11 protein-coding genes are annotated in these 17,348 nt (G+C 70.8%); 3 read left to right on the top strand and 8 right to left on the bottom strand.

The window, feature by feature from the left end; genetic code table 11:
• Window positions 1-12: 12 nt before the first annotated feature.
• The 6 genes from gap to uvrC form a co-directional block, all read right to left on the bottom strand.
• Entirely contained in the window at window positions 13-1,023 is a 1,011-nt protein-coding gene (gene gap / locus NX794_RS19015; RefSeq protein WP_258779766.1) for a type I glyceraldehyde-3-phosphate dehydrogenase, read from the bottom strand.
• Between the two features lie 320 nt (window positions 1,024-1,343).
• Window positions 1,344-4,298, bottom strand: a complete 2,955-nt coding sequence (locus NX794_RS19020) for a M14 family metallopeptidase (protein WP_258779767.1) — start codon at window positions 4,296-4,298, stop codon at window positions 1,344-1,346.
• A 170-nt stretch (window positions 4,299-4,468) separates the two neighbouring features.
• Complete coding sequence (gene whiA / locus NX794_RS19025) at window positions 4,469-5,458, bottom strand: DNA-binding protein WhiA (protein WP_258779768.1); 990 nt, start codon at window positions 5,456-5,458, stop codon at window positions 4,469-4,471.
• Window positions 5,449-6,543, bottom strand: a complete 1,095-nt coding sequence (locus NX794_RS19030) for a gluconeogenesis factor YvcK family protein (RefSeq protein ID WP_258779769.1) — start codon at window positions 6,541-6,543, stop codon at window positions 5,449-5,451. Before NX794_RS19030 ends, whiA begins: the two co-directional genes overlap by 10 nt.
• Entirely contained in the window at window positions 6,540-7,556 is a 1,017-nt protein-coding gene (rapZ, locus tag NX794_RS19035; protein WP_258779770.1) for an RNase adapter RapZ, read from the bottom strand. The genes NX794_RS19030 and rapZ overlap by 4 nt, the downstream gene beginning before the upstream one ends.
• Window positions 7,553-9,745: an excinuclease ABC subunit UvrC gene (uvrC, locus tag NX794_RS19040; protein WP_258779771.1), complete on the bottom strand. Its 2,193-nt coding sequence runs from the start codon at window positions 9,743-9,745 to the stop codon at window positions 7,553-7,555. The genes rapZ and uvrC overlap by 4 nt, the downstream gene beginning before the upstream one ends.
• Window positions 9,746-10,206: 461 nt before the next feature.
• Here uvrC and NX794_RS19045 point away from each other — a divergent pair, with 461 nt between their 5' ends.
• A complete protein-coding gene (locus NX794_RS19045; RefSeq protein WP_258779772.1) occupies window positions 10,207-11,154 on the top strand; it encodes a hypothetical protein in 948 nt (315 codons plus the stop codon).
• A gap of 36 nt (window positions 11,155-11,190) precedes the next feature.
• Here NX794_RS19045 and NX794_RS19050 read toward each other — a convergent pair whose 3' ends face one another.
• Window positions 11,191-11,613 (bottom strand): Rieske (2Fe-2S) protein, encoded by a 423-nt coding sequence (locus NX794_RS19050; protein ID WP_258779773.1) that lies wholly within the window; start codon window positions 11,611-11,613, stop codon window positions 11,191-11,193.
• A 334-nt stretch (window positions 11,614-11,947) separates the two neighbouring features.
• Here NX794_RS19050 and NX794_RS19055 point away from each other — a divergent pair, with 334 nt between their 5' ends.
• A complete protein-coding gene (locus tag NX794_RS19055) occupies window positions 11,948-13,111 on the top strand; it encodes a LacI family DNA-binding transcriptional regulator (RefSeq protein WP_258779774.1) in 1,164 nt (387 codons plus the stop codon).
• Window positions 13,108-14,019, top strand: coding sequence for a carbohydrate kinase family protein (locus NX794_RS19060; RefSeq protein ID WP_258779775.1), 912 nt, complete (start codon window positions 13,108-13,110; stop codon window positions 14,017-14,019). Before NX794_RS19055 ends, NX794_RS19060 begins: the two co-directional genes overlap by 4 nt.
• A gap of 173 nt (window positions 14,020-14,192) precedes the next feature.
• Here the strand turns inward: NX794_RS19060 and uvrA are convergent, their stop codons facing one another.
• Window positions 14,193-17,213 (bottom strand): excinuclease ABC subunit UvrA, encoded by a 3,021-nt coding sequence (gene uvrA / locus NX794_RS19065; protein ID WP_258779776.1) that lies wholly within the window; start codon window positions 17,211-17,213, stop codon window positions 14,193-14,195.
• Window positions 17,214-17,348 lie beyond the last annotated feature (135 nt).

Raw genomic sequence — 17,348 nt, forward strand, 5'->3', positions numbered from 1 at the left:
TGCTCCGGTCGATCAGAGCTGGCCGCCGACGAAGACCGTGAGGTCGACGAGGCGGTTGGAGTAGCCCCACTCGTTGTCGTACCAGCCGAGGATCTTCACCGAGTTGCCCTCCTGGACCATGGTCAGGGAGGAGTCGAAGGTGCAGGAGGCCGGGTCGCCGACGATGTCCGAGGAGACGATCTCGTCCTCGGTGTAGGCCAGGAAGCCCTTCAGGTCGCCGTCCTCGGAGGCCTTCTTGAACGCGGCGTTGACCTCGTCCTTGGTGACCTCGCGCTGAAGCTGCACGACGAGGTCGGTGGCCGAGCCGGTGGGAACCGGCACGCGCATCGCGATGCCGTCCAGCTTGCCCTTGAGCTGCGGCAGGACCAGCGCGGTGGCCTTCGCGGCACCCGTGGTGGTCGGGATGATGTTCTCGGCGGCGGCACGCGCGCGACGCAGGTCCTTGTGCGGGAAGTCCAGGATGCGCTGGTCGTTGGTGTACGCGTGCACCGTGGTCATCAGACCCTTGACGATGCCGAAGTTCTCGTCGAGGACCTTCGCCATCGGGGCCACACAGTTGGTGGTGCAGGAGGCGTTGGAGATGACGTGGTGCTGCGCCGCGTCGTACTTGTCCTGGTTGACACCCATCACGATGGTGATGTCCTCGTCCTTGGCCGGAGCCGAGATGAGGACCTTCTTGGCGCCGCCCGCGATGTGCTTCGCGGCGTCGTCCTTCTTGGTGAAGATGCCGGTCGACTCGATGACGATGTCGACGCCCAGCTCACCCCACGGAATGTCGGCCGGGTTGCGCTCGGACAGCACCTTGATGGTGTGGCCGTCGACGGTGATCGTGTCGGCGGTGTGGGTGACCTCCTGCTTGAGGCGGCCCAGGATCGTGTCGTACTTGAGCAGGTGCGCCGTGGTGGCGGTGTCACCCAGGTCGTTGACAGCCACAACCTCGATGTCCGCACCCTGCTCCAGCAGCGCGCGGAAGTAGTTACGGCCGATGCGGCCGAAGCCGTTGATGCCTACGCGGATCGTCACGAACCGATCTCCTCGTTGGTACGCCGGCCATGCGGTGCCGGCGAGCTGTATTTGGGATGTCCCCGACCACCCCCGACCCTACCTCTCCGAGGCCCCGGGGGTGACATTGAGATGCCGCATAGAGGGCAGGCGGTCCGTACCCGCCAGTAGGGGTACGGACCGCCAGGGATCGCCTGCGGTTTCACCCGTATTTATGACCTATTGCGGCCCCTTGTTGACGCCGTTGTCACTCGTTCGTGAGCGGGTCGGCTCACCTGTCGACCACCCGCTTCGCGCACCGTTGAGAGGGGTCTCCGCTCACCTGTCGCACAGGGGTCGTCTCAGTCGTCGAGGGCGGCGTACGCCTTCCTCAGCAGGGCGGCCCGGTCGGCGGCCGACGGCACCTGTTCGAGGCCGAAGCCGAGCAGCACCGTGTCGTCGGTGGTGACCGCTCCGTACGTCTGGAACAGGGTCCCGGTGCGCGCCCAGTCCTTCAGCGCCGCCGGGCTGCCGGCGGGCGGTCCGGGCACCTTCCAGGCGCCGAGCGAGGACTCGAAGCCCTCGGTCTCCTTCTGGGTGCCGCCGACGACCAGCGAGGTGTCGTCGGCGAGGACGCCGTGCCCGCCAGTGCCGGGGTCGGTGACGTAGGTGAGGGACACCTCGACGCTCTTGCCCGCGTACGCGCTCAGGTCGAAGCCGACCTGCTGCCAGCCGCCGGAGCTGCCGGTGAGGCTGTGCCAGGAGCCCGTGGTGCCGGTCGCGGCGCACGCGTTGTCCTGGAGCGTCAGATAGTGCTTCAGCCAGGGGTGCTCGGCGATCAGGAACCCGGCCCCGCACTCGCTGGGTACGGCGTCGCTGGTGGCGCCGCCGGTCTCGGGCAGGGTCGTCCAGTCGTCGGCGCCCACCGTGTGCGCCTCGACGATCGCGTGGTCGTAGCCCGGCTCGGTGTCCCACAGCAGCCGGGTGCGCAACGCGGGCTTGTCGGCGGCCGGGACCCCGGTCAGGTCGACGGTGCGGGTCAGCCGCTTGTAGGAGTCGTCGGTGTGCACGGCGGCGGCCATCCCCGTGCCGCTGTACGGCCCGTACGGATTGACCGTCCCGGCGAACCGTCCCGCGCCCGCGCTGGCGAACTGCGGGTAGCCGGCGGCCGGGAGTTCCTCGGAGGTGACGCCGTAGGTGCCCGCCTTGTCCAGCGGGTTGCCGGGCGCGTCGGCGAGGGGACCGGTGAAGCCGGCGAGGGCGCCGGTGCCGGTGAAGCCGGTGGCGCCCTTGGTCGACGTACGGCTGTACGCGCCCAGGTAGTACTGGCTGAAGTCGTTGGAGAGGGTGCCGTCACCGAGGTCCACGCTGCCACCGGCCAGTTCACCGGCCTCGATCAGCCTGCCGCCCTCGTTGAGGTAGGCGCGCAGCTGGAGCTGGGTCGGGTTGCCCGGGCCCTTGGCGCCGGAGTAGTGCACGACCGTCCTGAAGTGGCTCAGCACGCCCAGCGCGTCCGGCACGCCGCGGGCGGCCACGTCCCACACGATCGCCCGGTGCCCGGCCGCCTTGAGCGCGTCCACGTAGGTCCGCGCCTGCGTGGCGTCCGTGCCCTCCTCGGCGACCACGAGGGTGTCCGCCTTCGGCCGCTCCGCGACGGTGTAGGTGAAGTGCGGGCCGGAGACCTTCCGGCCGTTCGCCGTCTCGCCGGTGAACCACACCTCGACCTTGTCGCCCGGCGCGCCGTCCTGGACCTTCGCCCGGTACTCGTCGAAGTAGAGGTCGTCCTCACCGCCGTAGGTCTCGCCGCCCTTCCAGTGCCGCAGCGCCTGGTCACGGGTACGGCCGCCGTTGACGCGGTACTTCAGCTCCTTGTCCCGGACCGCCCTGCGGACGACGACGGAGACCTCCTGGTCCGCGCCCCGGGAGTACGACGTGGTGAACGCGGCCGGGGTGAAGTCGGCGGCCTTCAGGCCCACCGAGGAGGACGGCCGGTCGGGGTGTGCCGCGGTCTCGGCGACGGAGAGCGCGAAGGGGACGTTCTTCGCGAACTCCTGCTGGATCAGCTTCTCGTCGTCGGGGAAGTTGAAGACCGACCGGCAGTCCTGCGGTTTCCAGGCGTCGTCCGGGTCGACGTTCGACGCGGTCTCACAGGTCGACATCTCTGGGGTGAACATCGCCATCCCGTTGACGTTGGACGCGTGGCCGTCCGCCTCGCCGTTGGTGGTGTACAGCTCCGAGGAGACCTGCGAACGGTAGCCCGGGATGGCCGGGTTGTCGGGCGTGCCGGCCAGCGCCTTGTACAGGACGTCGTCCGGAGTCGGAGTGGCCACCTGCCAGCCGACGCCGTAGAGGAGGAGTTCGGCGGCGGAGTGGTAGTTGATGCCGTAGGTGAAGCCGACGCGCTTCTCCAGGCCGTCCAGCGCCCGGGTCTCGGGCTCGGAGGCGGGGGCCGCGCCGCGGTAGGTCTCGCTGGTCGGGTTGGGGGACGAACCCTCGTCGTCGTAGCCCCACTTGTAGGCGAAGTTGCGGTTGAGGTCGACACCGTCACCGGTGCCGATGGCGCCGTCGCCGTTGACGTCCCGCAGGTTCTTGCGCCAGAGGCGGGCGTCGGAGTCCTGGAAGGTGTAGTCGTAGCCGTCGGGGTTGGCCGAGAGCACGAACCACAGCTCGGTCGAGTCGACGATCTTCTTGACCCGCCGGTCCGACGTGTAGTTGTCCAGGTAGTAGTGGAGCAGTCGCCGGGTCATCTCCGGCGTGATCCACTCCCGCGCGTGCTGGTTGGAGACGTACAGCACCGCGGGCTTGGAGCCGTCCTTGGACTTCTTCGCGTTCCTGGTCAGTTTGACCGCGAGGATGTCCTGGCCCTTGAGCGTCTTGCCGATGGACTCGACTTTGGTGAGGCCGGGATTGGCCTGGGCGGTGCGCAGGATCTCCTCCCGCAGTCCGCCGCTTCCGCTGTAGGGCCGGAACACGCCCTGCGCCGCGATCTCGACGTGCGCCTCGGCCTTGGCCGTCAGGGTGTGCTCGGTGAGGTCGACGCCCTGCTCGCGGAGGTTCGCGGCCTGCCGGTCGGTGAGGTAGACCTCGACCTCTTTCCTCTTGCCCGGCTCCAACTGCTCGCCGAGTTCCTGGCCGTCCTGCCCGGCCTTGAGGAGCAGGGGCAGTTGCTGCTGTGTGACGTCCGCGCGGAAGACCTTGACCTCGCCCGGGTCGGGCTTCGCCGGGTTTCCGCTCTGTGCCTGGGCGATGGGTGCGAGGCTCGCTCCGCCGACGAGAAGCGCGCCGAGGGCGAGGATCGATCTCGCTCTGTGTCTCATGAACCCCCCTAGCGGTGGTCCGCCACAGCGGCGAACAGGTTGCCAGGCTCATGTCACTTCTTGATCGAGTCAAGAGCGCTTCATGGCCACGCAAACCGGTCGGCCAGGGCGGAGGGCACGGGTGCCGACGGCTCGAACAGCCGTCGGCACCTCGGGTGTTGGGAGGCCGGTCAGCCGGCCAGGTTGTCCGCCAGGTCCTCGCTGAGGTTGGCCTCCGTGCTCGGGATGCCCAGGTCGGAGGCGCGCTTGTCGGCCATCGCCAGCAGCCTGCGGATCCGGCCCGCGACCGCGTCCTTGGTGAGCGGCGGGTCCGCGAGCGCGCCCAGCTCCTCCAGGGAGGCCTGCTTGTGCTCCATGCGCAGCCGGCCGGCGGCGGCGAGGTGCTCGGGCACCTCCTCGCCCAGGATCTCCAGCGCGCGCTGCACCCGGGCCCCGGCGGCCACCGCCGCGCGGGCCGAACGGCGCAGGTTGGCGTCATCGAAGTTGGCGAGCCGGTTGGCCGTGGCCCGCACCTCGCGGCGCATCCGCCGCTCCTCCCAGGCCAGCACCGACTCATGGGCACCGAGCCGGGTCAGCAGCGCCCCGATCGCGTCCCCGTCCCGTACGACCACCCGGTCGACGGTGCGCACCTCGCGCGCCTTGGCGGCGATCGACAGCCGGCGGGCGGCCCCGACCAGCGCGAGCGCGGCCTCCGGACCCGGGCAGGTCACCTCCAGGGAGGACGAACGGCCGGGCTCGGTCAGCGAGCCGTGCGCCAGGAAGGCCCCACGCCAGGCCGCCTCCGCGTCGCAGGTGGCCCCCGAGACCACCTGCGGGGGCAGCCCGCGGATCGGCCGGCCCCGGCCGTCCACCAGACCGGTCTGCCGGGCCAGCTGGTCGCCGCCGGCCACGACCCGCACCACGTACCGCGAACCCCGGCGCAGGCCGCCGGGTGCCATCACGATCAGCTCGGAGCTGTGGCCGAAGATCTCCAGGATGTCCCGCTTGAGCCGGCGGGCCGCCATCGCCGTGTCCAGCTCCGCCTCGATCACGATGCGCCCGCTCACCAGATGAAGGCCGCCGGCGAACCGCAGAATGGCGGATACCTCCGCCTTCCTGCAGCAGGTCCGGGTGACGGGGAGCCGGGAGATCTCGTCCTTCACCGCTGCCGTCATCGCCATGGGCCGATCCTTCCATGCATCCGAAAAATACGGTCGTACGCGGCGGCCAACAGCTCCGGGTCATGCCGGGGGCTTCCGTCGGTCCGGGCGACCGGCGCCAGCTCGACCGCGGCTCCCAGCCGCTTGGCGGCCTCGGTGAGCGAATCGCGGTCGGGCACGGCGGCCTCGTCGGCCAGCACCACGTCCAGGGCGAGTTTAGGGGCGTGTCGCCCCAAAACCTCCAAATGACGCTGCGGGGAGAAGCCCTCGGTTTCTCCCGGCTGCGGCGCGAGGTTGAGCGGCAGGATCTTGCGGGCCTTGGTGTCGGTGAGCGCGTCCAGCAGATCGGGGACGAGCAGATGCGGGATCACCGACGAGAACCAGGAGCCCGGGCCGAGCACCACCCAGTCCGCGTCCAGCACCGCCGCCACGGCCTCCGGGACGGCCGGCGGGTCGTGCGGCACCAGGTGCACCGACTGCACCTCGCCCGGCGTCAGCGCCACGGTGGCCTGCCCGCGCACGGTGTCCACGGCCTCCGGCCGCTCCGGATCGTGCCCCTTCACCAGCGCCTGGAGCTCCAGCGGCACGGCGGACATGGGCAGCACCCGCCCGTGCGCGCCGAGCAGCTTGCCGACCAGGTCCAGCGCCTGCACGTGATCGCCGAGCTGCTCCCACAGGGCGACGATCAGCAGGTTCCCCACCGCGTGGTCGTGCAGGTCGCCCTGGGACTGGAAGCGGTGCTGGATGACACGGGACCAGGTCTGGCCCCAGTCGTCGTCACCGCACAGCGCGGCCAGTGCCTTGCGCAGGTCGCCGGGCGGCAGCACGCCCAGCTCGTCGCGCAGCCGCCCGCTGGAGCCGCCGTCGTCGGCCACGGTGACGACGGCCGTCAGGTCACCCGTGATCCGGCGCAGCGCGGCGAGCGAGGCCGACAGCCCCATCCCGCCGCCCAGTGCGACGACCTTGGGCTGAGCGCCCCGGCGGCGGGGCTTGCCACCGCGCCCTTCGGCGGGCCGGGCCGCCCGGGCCTCGGCCGTGGCACGGCTCGCGCGCCCCTCCGGCACCACCCGGCGCAGCCTGCTCAGCCGCGGTGTACGTTCCGTCATTCCCGTCCCATGTCCCGGTGCACGACCACCGTCTCCACACCCTCGGCCGCGAGGCGCGCGGCGAGCTTCTCCGACATCGCGACCGAGCGGTGCTTGCCGCCGGTACAGCCGATGGCGATGGTCACGTAGCGCTTGCCCTCGCGCCGGTAGCCGGCCGCGATCAGACGCAGCAGCTCGGCGTACCGGTCGAGGAATTCCTTGGCACCCGGCTGGTTGAAGACGTAGCCGGCGACCTCGTCGTTCAGACCGGTGAACGGGCGCAGCTCCGGGACCCAGTGCGGGTTGGGCAGGAACCGCATGTCCGCCACGAGGTCGGCGTCGACCGGCAGGCCGTACTTGAAGCCGAACGACATCACCGTGGCCCGCAGCTCGGGCTCCTCCTCGCCGGCGAACTGGGCGTCCATCTTGGCCCGCAGCTCGTGCACGTTGAGGCTGGAGGTGTCGATCACCAGGTCGGCGTCCCCGCGCAGCTCGCGCAGCAGCTCGCGCTCGGCGGCGATGCCGTCCACGATGCGGCCGTCGCCCTGCAGGGGATGCGGCCGGCGCACCGACTCGAAGCGGCGCACCAGGGCCTCGTCGGAGGACTCCAGGAAGACGATCCTGCGGGTGACGTGCTTCGTCGCCAGGTCGGCGAGGGACTCGCGCAGGTTGTCGAAGAAGCGCCGGCCGCGCACGTCCACGACGACCGCGATCCGCGCCACGTTGCCCTGGGAGCGGGCGCCCAGCTCGACCATGGTGGGGATCAGCGCGGGCGGGAGGTTGTCCACGACGAACCAGCCGAGGTCCTCCAGGCACTTCGCCGCCGTCGACCGCCCCGCTCCGGACATCCCGGAGATGATCACCAGCTCCGGGATGGCCGCCTCGGGGATCGCGGCCGTGTCGCTGCCCGTACTCACCTGTGCTCCGTTGTCCTGGCCCGTGTCCTGGCCGGTGTCGTGCCGGGCGGCCTGGTCGCCGGTCCCGCCGTGCGCCTGATCTCGTCGCTCTGTGGGCTGTGCGTCTCGCTCGGTCATGTCTCCTGCCCCCGTCGGTCGTCCGGGACGCCCGCGGTCACGGGCTCCTGTGAGGAACCCCCCGTCGTGTCGGGTTCCTCGTCCTCAATGATCTCTCCGGTCGCCGTGTTCACGGCGGGTGCGGCCGGGGCCGCCCGGGCGAGGGCCGCGGCGATGGTCTCGGCCGTCTTCCGGCCTATCCCGGGCACTTCCTGGATCTGTTCGATTGTGGCGGACCGAAGCTTCTTCACCGAGCCGAAATGCTTGATGAGCGCCTGTTTGCGGGTATCACCGAGGCCGGGGACTTCATCCAGCGGGCCGGACCGGAAACGCTTGGCGCGTTTGGCGCGCTGGTAGGTGATCGCGAAGCGGTGCGCCTCGTCCCGGACCCGCTGGAGCAGGTAGAGGCCCTCGCTGGTGCGCGGCAGGACCACCGGATCGTCCTCGCCTGGCACCCAGACCTCCTCCAGGCGCTTGGCGAGGCCGCAGACCGCGATGTCGTCGATGCCCAGCTCGTCCAGCGCTCGCCGGGCCGCCGCGACCTGCGGCTGACCGCCGTCGACCACGACGAGCTGGGGCGGATAGGCGAACTTCTTCGGGCGGCCGTCGTCGTCCTTGAGGGCGCCGTCGATCGCGTCGGCAGCGGCGAGCGGGACACCGGCGGCGGTGAGCACCGCGCCGTCGTCGGAGCCGTCCGGGCCGATGTCGCCGATGCCCTCGCTGCCGGTGCTGGTGACCGCGTCCGGGCCGGTGAGCACGGCTTCGCCCTCTGCGGGGGTCTCCTCGCCGTCGGCCCACTCCCCCGTCCGCTCCTTCTCCGCGAGGTACCGCCGGAAGCGGCGGGTGATCACCTCGTGCATGGACCGGACGTCGTCCTGCCCGGCGAAGCCCTTGATCTGGAAGCGCCGGTACTCGCTCTTGCGCTGCAGCCCGTCCTCGAAGACGACCATGGAGGCGACGACGTCGTCACCCTGGAGGTGCGAGATGTCGTAGCACTCGATGCGCAGCGGGGCGCTGTCCAGGTCCAGGGCGTCGGCGATCTCCTCCAGCGCGCGCGAGCGCGTGGTCAGGTCGGAGGCGCGCTTGGTCTTGTGCAGGGCCAGCGCCTGGAGGGCGTTGCGCTGCACGGTCTCCATGAGCGCCTTCTTGTCGCCGCGCTGCGGGATGCGCAGCGACACGTTCGCCCCGCGGCGGCCGGTCAGCCACTCCTGCACCGGCTCCACCGGCTCGGGCAGGGCCGGCACCAGGACCTCCTTGGGCACCGCGTCCCCGGTCTCCTCGCCGTAGAGCTGTTGCAGGGCGTGCTCGACCAGGGCGCCGGTGGTGACCTCCTCGACCTTGTCGGTCACCCAGCCGCGCTGTCCGCGCACCCGGCCACCGCGCACGTGGAAGATCTGCACGGCCGCCTCCAGCTCGTCCTCCGCGACGGCGATCAGGTCGGCGTCGGTCGCGTCCGCCAGCACGACCGCGCTCTTCTCCATGGCCTTCTTCAGGGCCCCGATGTCGTCGCGCAGGCGGGCGGCCCGCTCGTACTCCATCTCCTCGGCCGCCTCCGTCATCTGCCGCTCCAGACGGCGGAGGTAGGTGCCGGTACGGCCGGCCATGAAGTCGCAGAACTCGTCGGCCAGATCCCAGTGGTCCTCCGGGGTGATCCGGCCGACACAGGGGGCGCTGCATTTGCCGATGTAGCCGAGCAGGCAGGGCCGGCCGGTGCGGGCGGCGTTCCTGAAGACGCCGGCCGAGCAGGTGCGCACCGGGAAGACGCGCAGCAGCAGGTCGACGGTGTCCCGGATGGCCCAGGCGTGTCCGTACGGCCCGAAGTACCGCACGCCCTTCTTCTTGTGACCACGCATCACCTGCACACGCGGGAACTCCTCGTTCATCGTCACCGCGAGGTACGGGTAGCTCTTGTCGTCGCGGTACTTGACGTTGAACCGGGGGTCGTACTCCTTGATCCAGGAGTACTCCAGCTGCAGTGCCTCGACCTCCGTGGACACCACGGTCCACTCCACGGACGCGGCGGTGGTCACCATCGTCCGGGTGCGCGGGTGCAGGTTCGCCAGGTCCTGGAAGTAGTTCGCCAGGCGCTGGCGCAGGCTTTTCGCCTTTCCGACGTAGATCACCCGGCGGTGCTCGTCACGGAACCTGTACACCCCGGGAGAGTCCGGGATCTCACCCGGCCTGGGGCGGTAGCTGGAGGGATCGGCCATGTCTCACACCCTACTGGCGAGCACCGACACCGCGTCGTGCCTGTGGATAACGCCCAGCTTCGTGCGGTCTCCCTGTCCCGTCCGGGCTGTGGTTCCGGTGACGGACTCGTCTTGGGTCTGCCCGGGGGTCTGTCTGGGGTCCCGTCTGGTCCGTCTGCGGTCTGACCACGGTTGCGGGTCTGATCGGCACGTTCCGGCGGCGCCCGGTCCCGAGGACACGGTCCGGCCATGGGACGGCGGGGTCCGGCCAGGAGTGCGCGCCCGCCGAGCCGGAAGTGTTGTCGGGGTCTGGTCAACACGCTTCAATGCACGGGAACTCGGGGCCGTGCACACAGCGGACGGGCGCGGTGCGCACAGTCACGGGCGTCCCGGGCATCCCCGGCGCCCACGGGGGTGGCCCCGCACACCCGCGCAGACGGTCCGACCAGCCGTAGTGACATCTCACAGAAAGGCCCGTCGGCATGCCGCATGCCACAGAACACGCGGACGTCCCCCTCGCGGAACTGGACACGGCCCTGCGGGGCGGCCCCTTCCATGTCGCGCTGCGCGCCGCCATCGCCGCACGCGGACTGCCGCTCCAGCGTGTCCAGCACCATCTGTCGCGGCACGGGGTCAAGGTCGGCGTCACCAGCCTCAGTTACTGGCAGCAGGGTGCCCGCCGGCCACAGCGCCCCGAGTCGCTGCGGGCCGTCCGGGCGCTGGAGGAGATCCTCCACCTCCCGGACGAGTCCCTGATCCGCCTGCTCGCCGAGTCCGACCAGTCCTTGCCGCCCGGCCGCCCGGCCGGCCGCTCCTATCGCTCCCTGGTCGAGGCCTCGGACGTCCTGGACCGGCTCCGGGCCGACCTGGACTGGCCACTCGACGGCGGCCTGCACACCCTGGGCCACCATGAACGCGTCCGCGTCGGACCCGGGCGCGAGCTGGCGGGGCGCGAGGCCCACCACATCGTGCGGGCCCATCGTGACGGCGTCGACCGCTTCGTCGCCGTCCATCACGGCGACCCCGGCAGCAGTCCGCGCGACATGCGGGTCCGGGCCCTGGAGAACTGCCGCGCGGGCCGCGTCCACTTCGATCAGGACTCCGGTGTCCTCGTCGCCGAGCTGCTCTTCGGCACCCGGTTGCGCAGCGGCGACACCTTCCTGTTCCGGTACGGCATCGACGACGGCACGGCCGGGGCCTCCCGCGAGTACCTGCACCGCTTCGGCACCCCCGGCGGGCAGTACGCCCTGCAGGTGCGCTTCGACGCCGCCGCGCTCCCGACGCGCTGCCACCGCTTCGCCCAGCACTCCCCGGCGGCCCCGCGCAGCGGCCGGCAGAAGCTGTCCGTCACCGGGCCCCACCACTGCGTTCACGTGGTCGAACCCCGGATACGCCCCGGCATCGTGGGCATCTCCTGGGACTGGGAGTGAGCGGGTCACCATGCCGGGCCCACTTCCTCCCACACGTCAGTCGGCGGGACCGGCGACGATCCTGCCCTTGTCCGTCTTCACCGACAGTGCGGGCAGGGGCGCGGTGGCCGGGGACTGGACCACCTTGCCGGTCATCGCGTCGAACCGGCTGCCGTGGCAGGGGCAGATCAGTGTCGTGTCCTCCAGCTTGTTGATCGCGCACCCCGCGTGCGTGCAGATCGTGCCGTACGCCTTCAGGGCGCCGTCCTCGCCCCGGCTGACGACCACGTTCTGCTCCCGGTACAGCTTGGCGCCGCCCTTGGCGACCTCGCTCTCAGCTCCCAGCTCCACCGGCGCCGTGGGGATCGCCGCGGGAGTGCCGCCCGGGGATGCGCACGCGGCGAGGCCGAGCCCGGCGACCGGGACCGTGGCGGCCCCTCGGAGAACAGTGCGGCGGCTGGTGGACGGGCGGGAGGGCATCTGGGACTCCACGGGTCAAGGGGCGTGGAGGGCGACGATACTCGGGCAGATCCGCCGGGCCGGGGGCGGGGCCGGGGCGGGTGAGGGTGGGCGGTGGTCCGGTGGCGGGCGGCATCCCAGGCAAGCCCGGCCAGGAGACACATCGCAGGCGAGCCGGGTCAGCGGCCAAGAGACAGAGGCCCCGGGCTGAAACGACGTAAACGCTTGCGTAAGCGTTTACGCATATGTACTCGATGGGGTACCTTCCCGGCCTGGAAGCCGCCCCGCGTGGGGGTCGATGCATCGCCCGGTCAGCGCGGGGACGCGTTCGACGGGTCTGGAGAGGGAGGCAGCGATGGCCACGATGACGGATGTCGCCCGGTGCGCCGGGGTGTCCGTGGCGACCGTCTCCCACGTGCTCAACGGCACGCGCCCGGTGCTGCCGCACACACGGCAGGCGGTGCTCGACGCCGTCGACACCCTCGGCTACACGCCCAACACCCTCGCGCGCTCCCTGGTCACCGCCCGCACCCGCTCCATCGGCCTCGCGGTGTCGGCCATCAGCAACCCCTACTTCACGGAGATCCTCCAGGGTGTCGAGGCCGCCGCCCTGGAGGCGGGATACAGCCTGCTGATCGCCGATCCGCACGACGATCCCCGGCACGAGCGCACGGTCGTCCAGTTGCTCCACGAGCGCCGGGTGGACGGCATGATCGTCGCGCCCTCCGCAGAGCCGCACGACCTCGTCCGCTATCTGCGCCGGCACTCCGTACCCACGGTGTTCCTCGACCGGGTGATCGACCCGCGCGTACTGGAGGACACGGCGGTCGACCGTGCGGTGGCGAGCAAGGCGGCTGGCGGCACGGAGGAGGCCGGTACCGGCTTCGGCGCGGGGACGCCCCGCTTCGACCAGGTCTGCGCCGCAAGCGCCGAGCCGACGGCCCGGCTCGTCACCCATCTCGCCGGGCTGGGTCACCGCCGGATCGGTCTGGTCGCGGGTCTGCCCGGGCTCAGTACGACCAGTGAGCGCATCGCCGGCTACCGGGACGGTCTGACCGCCGCCGGGCTCGCTCACGACGAGCGGCTCATCGTGTCCGGCCACTCCGAGTCCTCCGGTGCCGAACAGGCCACGGCCGTGCTGCTCGGCCTGTCCGATCCGCCCACGGCGCTGGTCACCGCCAACAACGCGATGACCATCGGCGCCCTGAGTGCCCTGCGCCGGCACGGCCGGTCCGTGCCGGGCGACCTGGCCCTGTGCTGTTTCGACGACTTCGCCTGGGCCGACCTGTTCTCCCCCCGCCTCACCGCCGTCGCCCAGCCGAGCAGGGAACTGGGCGCCACGGCCGTACGGGTCCTCCTGGACCGACTGGCCGAACCGGACCGGGCGGCCCGGACGGTGCGGCTGCCCTGCGCGTTCGTCCACCGCACCTCATGCGGGTGCCCCGAGGAGCCGTCCGGGACCGTGGAGTCCGCGACGGCCGCTTCATCCACGCTGTCCGAGAAGGGAACCGTCTCGTGATCGTCGTCGCCGGAGAGGCACTGATCGACCTGGTGCCGCAGGGCCCTGGCGCCCTCGCGGGTTTGCAGCCGGCACCCGGCGGCGGGCCCTACAACACCGCCGTGGCCCTCGGCCGGCTCGGCGCCCGCACCGCCTTCTGCTCGCGGACCTCCACGGACGCCTTCGGCGCGGCCCTGCTCGATGGGTTGCGGCAGGCCGGAGTCGACGTGTCCGGGGTGCAGCGCGGGCCCGAGCCGACGACCCTGGCGGTGGCCCTCCTCGATGCCGGGGGCTCGGCGGCCTACTCCTTCTACGTCGACGGCACCGCCGACCGTCTCTTCACCACTCCGGTCACGCTGCCCGAGGACACGCGCGCGGTGTCCTTCGGCACCTGCTCGCTCGTCCTGGAACCCGGGGCGAGCGCCTATGAGGAGCTGATGCGGGCAGCGGCCGGACAGGGCCTGTTCACGGCGTTGGACCCCAATGTCCGGGCGGGGCTGATCCCGGACGCGGACGCCTACCGAGCGCGTTTCAAGAGCTGGCTGCCCTCGGTGACGCTGCTGAAGCTGTCCGCCGAGGATGCCGCCTGGCTGGGCGGCACCCCGCGCGAGTGGCTGGCCGCGGGACCGTCGGCCGTCGTGGTCACCCGGGGCGGTGACGGGCTGACCGTGTTCACCCGGGCCGGCGGGGAGGTTTCCGTGCCGGGCGAGGAGGTCGACGTCGTGGACACGATCGGCGCCGGTGACACGGTGAACGCGGCCCTGCTGCATGGTTTGTCGGCTCAGGACGCGCTGTCTCCGCAGGCACTGGCGGCCCTCGGGACGGAGGGCTGGGCGCGGCTGCTGCGCCTCGCGGCACGTGCGGCGGCGATCACCTGCTCGCGGGCGGGGGCCGAGCCGCCGTATGCGGCCGAGTTGGGCGTGTGGTGAGCCGTCTGCGTCACTCTGTGCTCTTGTCAAGGTGCTCCCGGACCGGCGGCCGGGGAACCTGCCGAACGGCCGGTCGGGCTGTCTGATGGTGGAACGAGCGGTGCCCCGCGGGGAGTTCCCGCGGGGCACCACTCGTTTTGATGAGATGTCAGGACCGTGTCCGGACAGCGCGGTCAGGCCTTGCGGGCCCGCGTCGTCTTCTTCGCGGGCGCCGCCTTCTTGGTCGTGGCGGCCTTCTTCGTCGCCGCGGCGTCGGCCTTGGCCGTCACCGTCTTCTTCGGCGCCGATCGGGCGGAAGCCGTCTTCCTGGTCGTGCGGCGCGGTGCCTTCACGGACTCCGCGTCGCTGATCCGGTCGGCGTCCAGGATCTCGCGCAGGAACTTGCCGGTGTGGCTCGCCGGGACCCCGGCGACCTGCTCGGGCGTGCCCTCGGCGACCACCAGGCCACCGCCGGCGCCACCCTCGGGACCCATGTCCACGATCCAGTCGGCGGTCTTGATCACGTCGAGGTTGTGCTCGATGACGATGACCGTGTTGCCCTTGTCGACCAGGCCGCCGAGGACCGTCAGCAGCTTGCTGATGTCCTCGAAGTGCAGACCGGTCGTCGGCTCGTCCAGTACGTAGACCGTGCGTCCGGTGGACCGCTTCTGCAGTTCGCTGGCGAGCTTGACCCGCTGGGCCTCACCGCCGGAGAGGGTGGTCGCGGACTGGCCGAGGCGGACGTAGCCCAGGCCGACGTCCTTCAGGGTGCGCAGGTGCCGGGAGATGGCCGGGACTGCCTCGAAGAAGTCGGTGGCCTCCTCGATCGGCATGTTCAGCACGTCGGTGATGGACTTGCCCTTGTAGTGGACCTCCAGGGTCTCCCGGTTGTACCGGGCGCCGTGGCAGACCTCGCACGGGACGTAGACGTCCGGGAGGAAGTTCATCTCGATCTTGATGGTGCCGTCGCCCGCGCAGTTCTCGCAGCGGCCGCCCTTGACGTTGAAGGAGAAGCGGCCCGGCAGGTAGCCCCGGACCTTCGCCTCGGTGGTCTCGGCGAACAGCTTGCGGATGTGGTCGAAGACACCCGTGTACGTCGCCGGGTTGGACCGCGGGGTGCGGCCGATGGGCGACTGGTCGACGTGGACGACCTTGTCGACCAGGTCGTCGCCGTCCACGCGCGTGTGGCGCCCGGGGACGTTGCGCGCGCCGTTCAGCTCGCGGGCCAGGTGCGTGTAGAGGATGTCGTTGACCAGCGTGGACTTGCCGGAGCCGGAGACGCCCGTGATGGCCGTGAACACGCCCAGCGGGAAGGACACGTCGATGTCCTGGAGGTTGTTCTCGCGGGCGCCGCGCACGGTGAGCTGCCGGGACGGGTCGAGCGGCCGGCGTACGTCCGGGAGCGGGATGGCCTTGCGGCCCGAGAGGTAGGCGCCGGTCTGCGACTCGGTGTTGGCGAGCAGTTCCTTCAGGGAGCCGCTGTGCACGACCTTACCGCCGTGCTCACCGGCGCCGGGGCCGATGTCCACGACCCAGTCGGCGACCTTGATGGTGTCCTCGTCGTGCTCCACCACGATGAGCGTGTTGCCCATGTCGCGCAGCCGGACCAGCGTCTCGATCAGCCGGTGGTTGTCCCGCTGGTGCAGGCCGATGGACGGCTCGTCCAGGACGTACAGCACACCGACGAGACCGGAGCCGATCTGCGTGGCCAGCCGGATCCGCTGGGCCTCGCCACCGGACAGGGTGCCGGCCGCGCGGTTCAGCGACAGGTAGTCCAGGCCGACGTCGACGAGGAAGCGCAGCCGCTCGTTGACCTCCTTGAGCACCCGCTCGGCGATCTTCTTGTCTCGGGCGTTCAGCTTCAGCCGGCCCAGGAAGTCCGCGCAGTCGCTGATCGACATGGCGGAGACCTCGGCGATCGACTTCTCCATGATCGTGACCGCGAGGACGATCGGCTTCAGGCGGGTGCCCTCGCAGGTGGGGCAGGGCACCTCGCGCATGTAGCCCTCGAAGCGCTCGCGGCTGGTGTCGCTCTCGGCCTCGCTGTGGCGGCGCTTGACGAAGGGCACCGCGCCCTCGAAGGGGGTGGTGTACACCCGCTCGCGGCCGTACCGGTTGCGGTAGCGGACCTCGATCTGGGTCTTGTGGCCGTACAGCAGGGCCTTCTTGGCGCGCTGGGGCAGGCCCGCGAAGGGGATGTCGGTCCGGAAGCCGAGGGCGTCGGCGAGTGCGCCGATCAGGCGGCCGAAGTAGTCCTTGGTGTGCCCGTGCGACCAGGGGTGAATGGCCCCTTCGTCCAGGGACTTGTCGGGGTCCAGGACGATGAGGTCGGGGTCGACCTCCATGCGCGTGCCGATGCCCGTGCACTCGGGGCAGGCGCCGAAGGGCGAGTTGAAGGAGAAGGAGCGGGGCTCCAGCTCCTCGAAGGACAGGTCGTCGTACGCGCAGTACAGGTGCTCCGAGTACATGCGCTCGCGCTCGGGATCGTCCTCGGGGAGGTCCACGAAGTCGAGCACGACCATGCCGCCGGACAGGCCGAGGGCGGTCTCCACGGAGTCGGTGAGGCGGCGCTTGGCGGAGTCCTTCACCGTGAGGCGGTCCACGACCACCTCGATGGTGTGCTTCTCCTGCTTCTTCAGCGTCGGCGGCTCGGCGAGCTGGATGGTCGTGCCGTCCACCCGCGCGCGGGAGTAGCCCTTGGTCTGGAGGTCGGCGAAGAGGTCGACGAACTCGCCCTTGCGCTCGCGCACCAGCGGCGACAGCACCTGGAAGCGGCTCCCCTCCGGCAGCTCCAGGACCCGGTCCACGATGGCCTGCGGTGACTGGCGCGAGATCGGGCGTCCGCACTCGGGGCAGTGCGGCTTGCCGATGCGCGCGAAGAGCAGACGCAGGTAGTCGTAGACCTCGGTGATGGTGCCGACCGTGGAGCGCGGGTTGCGCGAGGTCGACTTCTGGTCGATGGAGACCGCCGGGGACAGACCCTCGATGAAGTCGACGTCGGGCTTGTCCATCTGGCCCAGGAACTGCCGGGCGTACGAGGAGAGCGATTCCACATAGCGCCGCTGGCCCTCGGCGAAGATCGTGTCGAAGGCCAGGGAGGACTTGCCCGACCCGGACAGGCCCGTGAAGACGATGAGCGAGTCACGAGGCAGGTCGAGCGAGACATTCTTCAGGTTGTGCTCGCGCGCGCCACGGACGATGAGACGGTCGGCCACGCCGGTCCGCACCTTTCTTGAGAGAAGTGACAGGGGCGAGGCCCCCGTGCTTCTTCAGACTAGGGGGAGCCACTGACAACGCCGGTCGGATTGCCCGGTTGCATAACAACCCCCGGCCTTCCAGCATGCCCGACG

This window comes from Streptomyces pyxinicus, from assembly GCF_024753135.1.
Classification (GTDB): domain Bacteria; phylum Actinomycetota; class Actinomycetes; order Streptomycetales; family Streptomycetaceae; genus Streptomyces; species Streptomyces pyxinicus.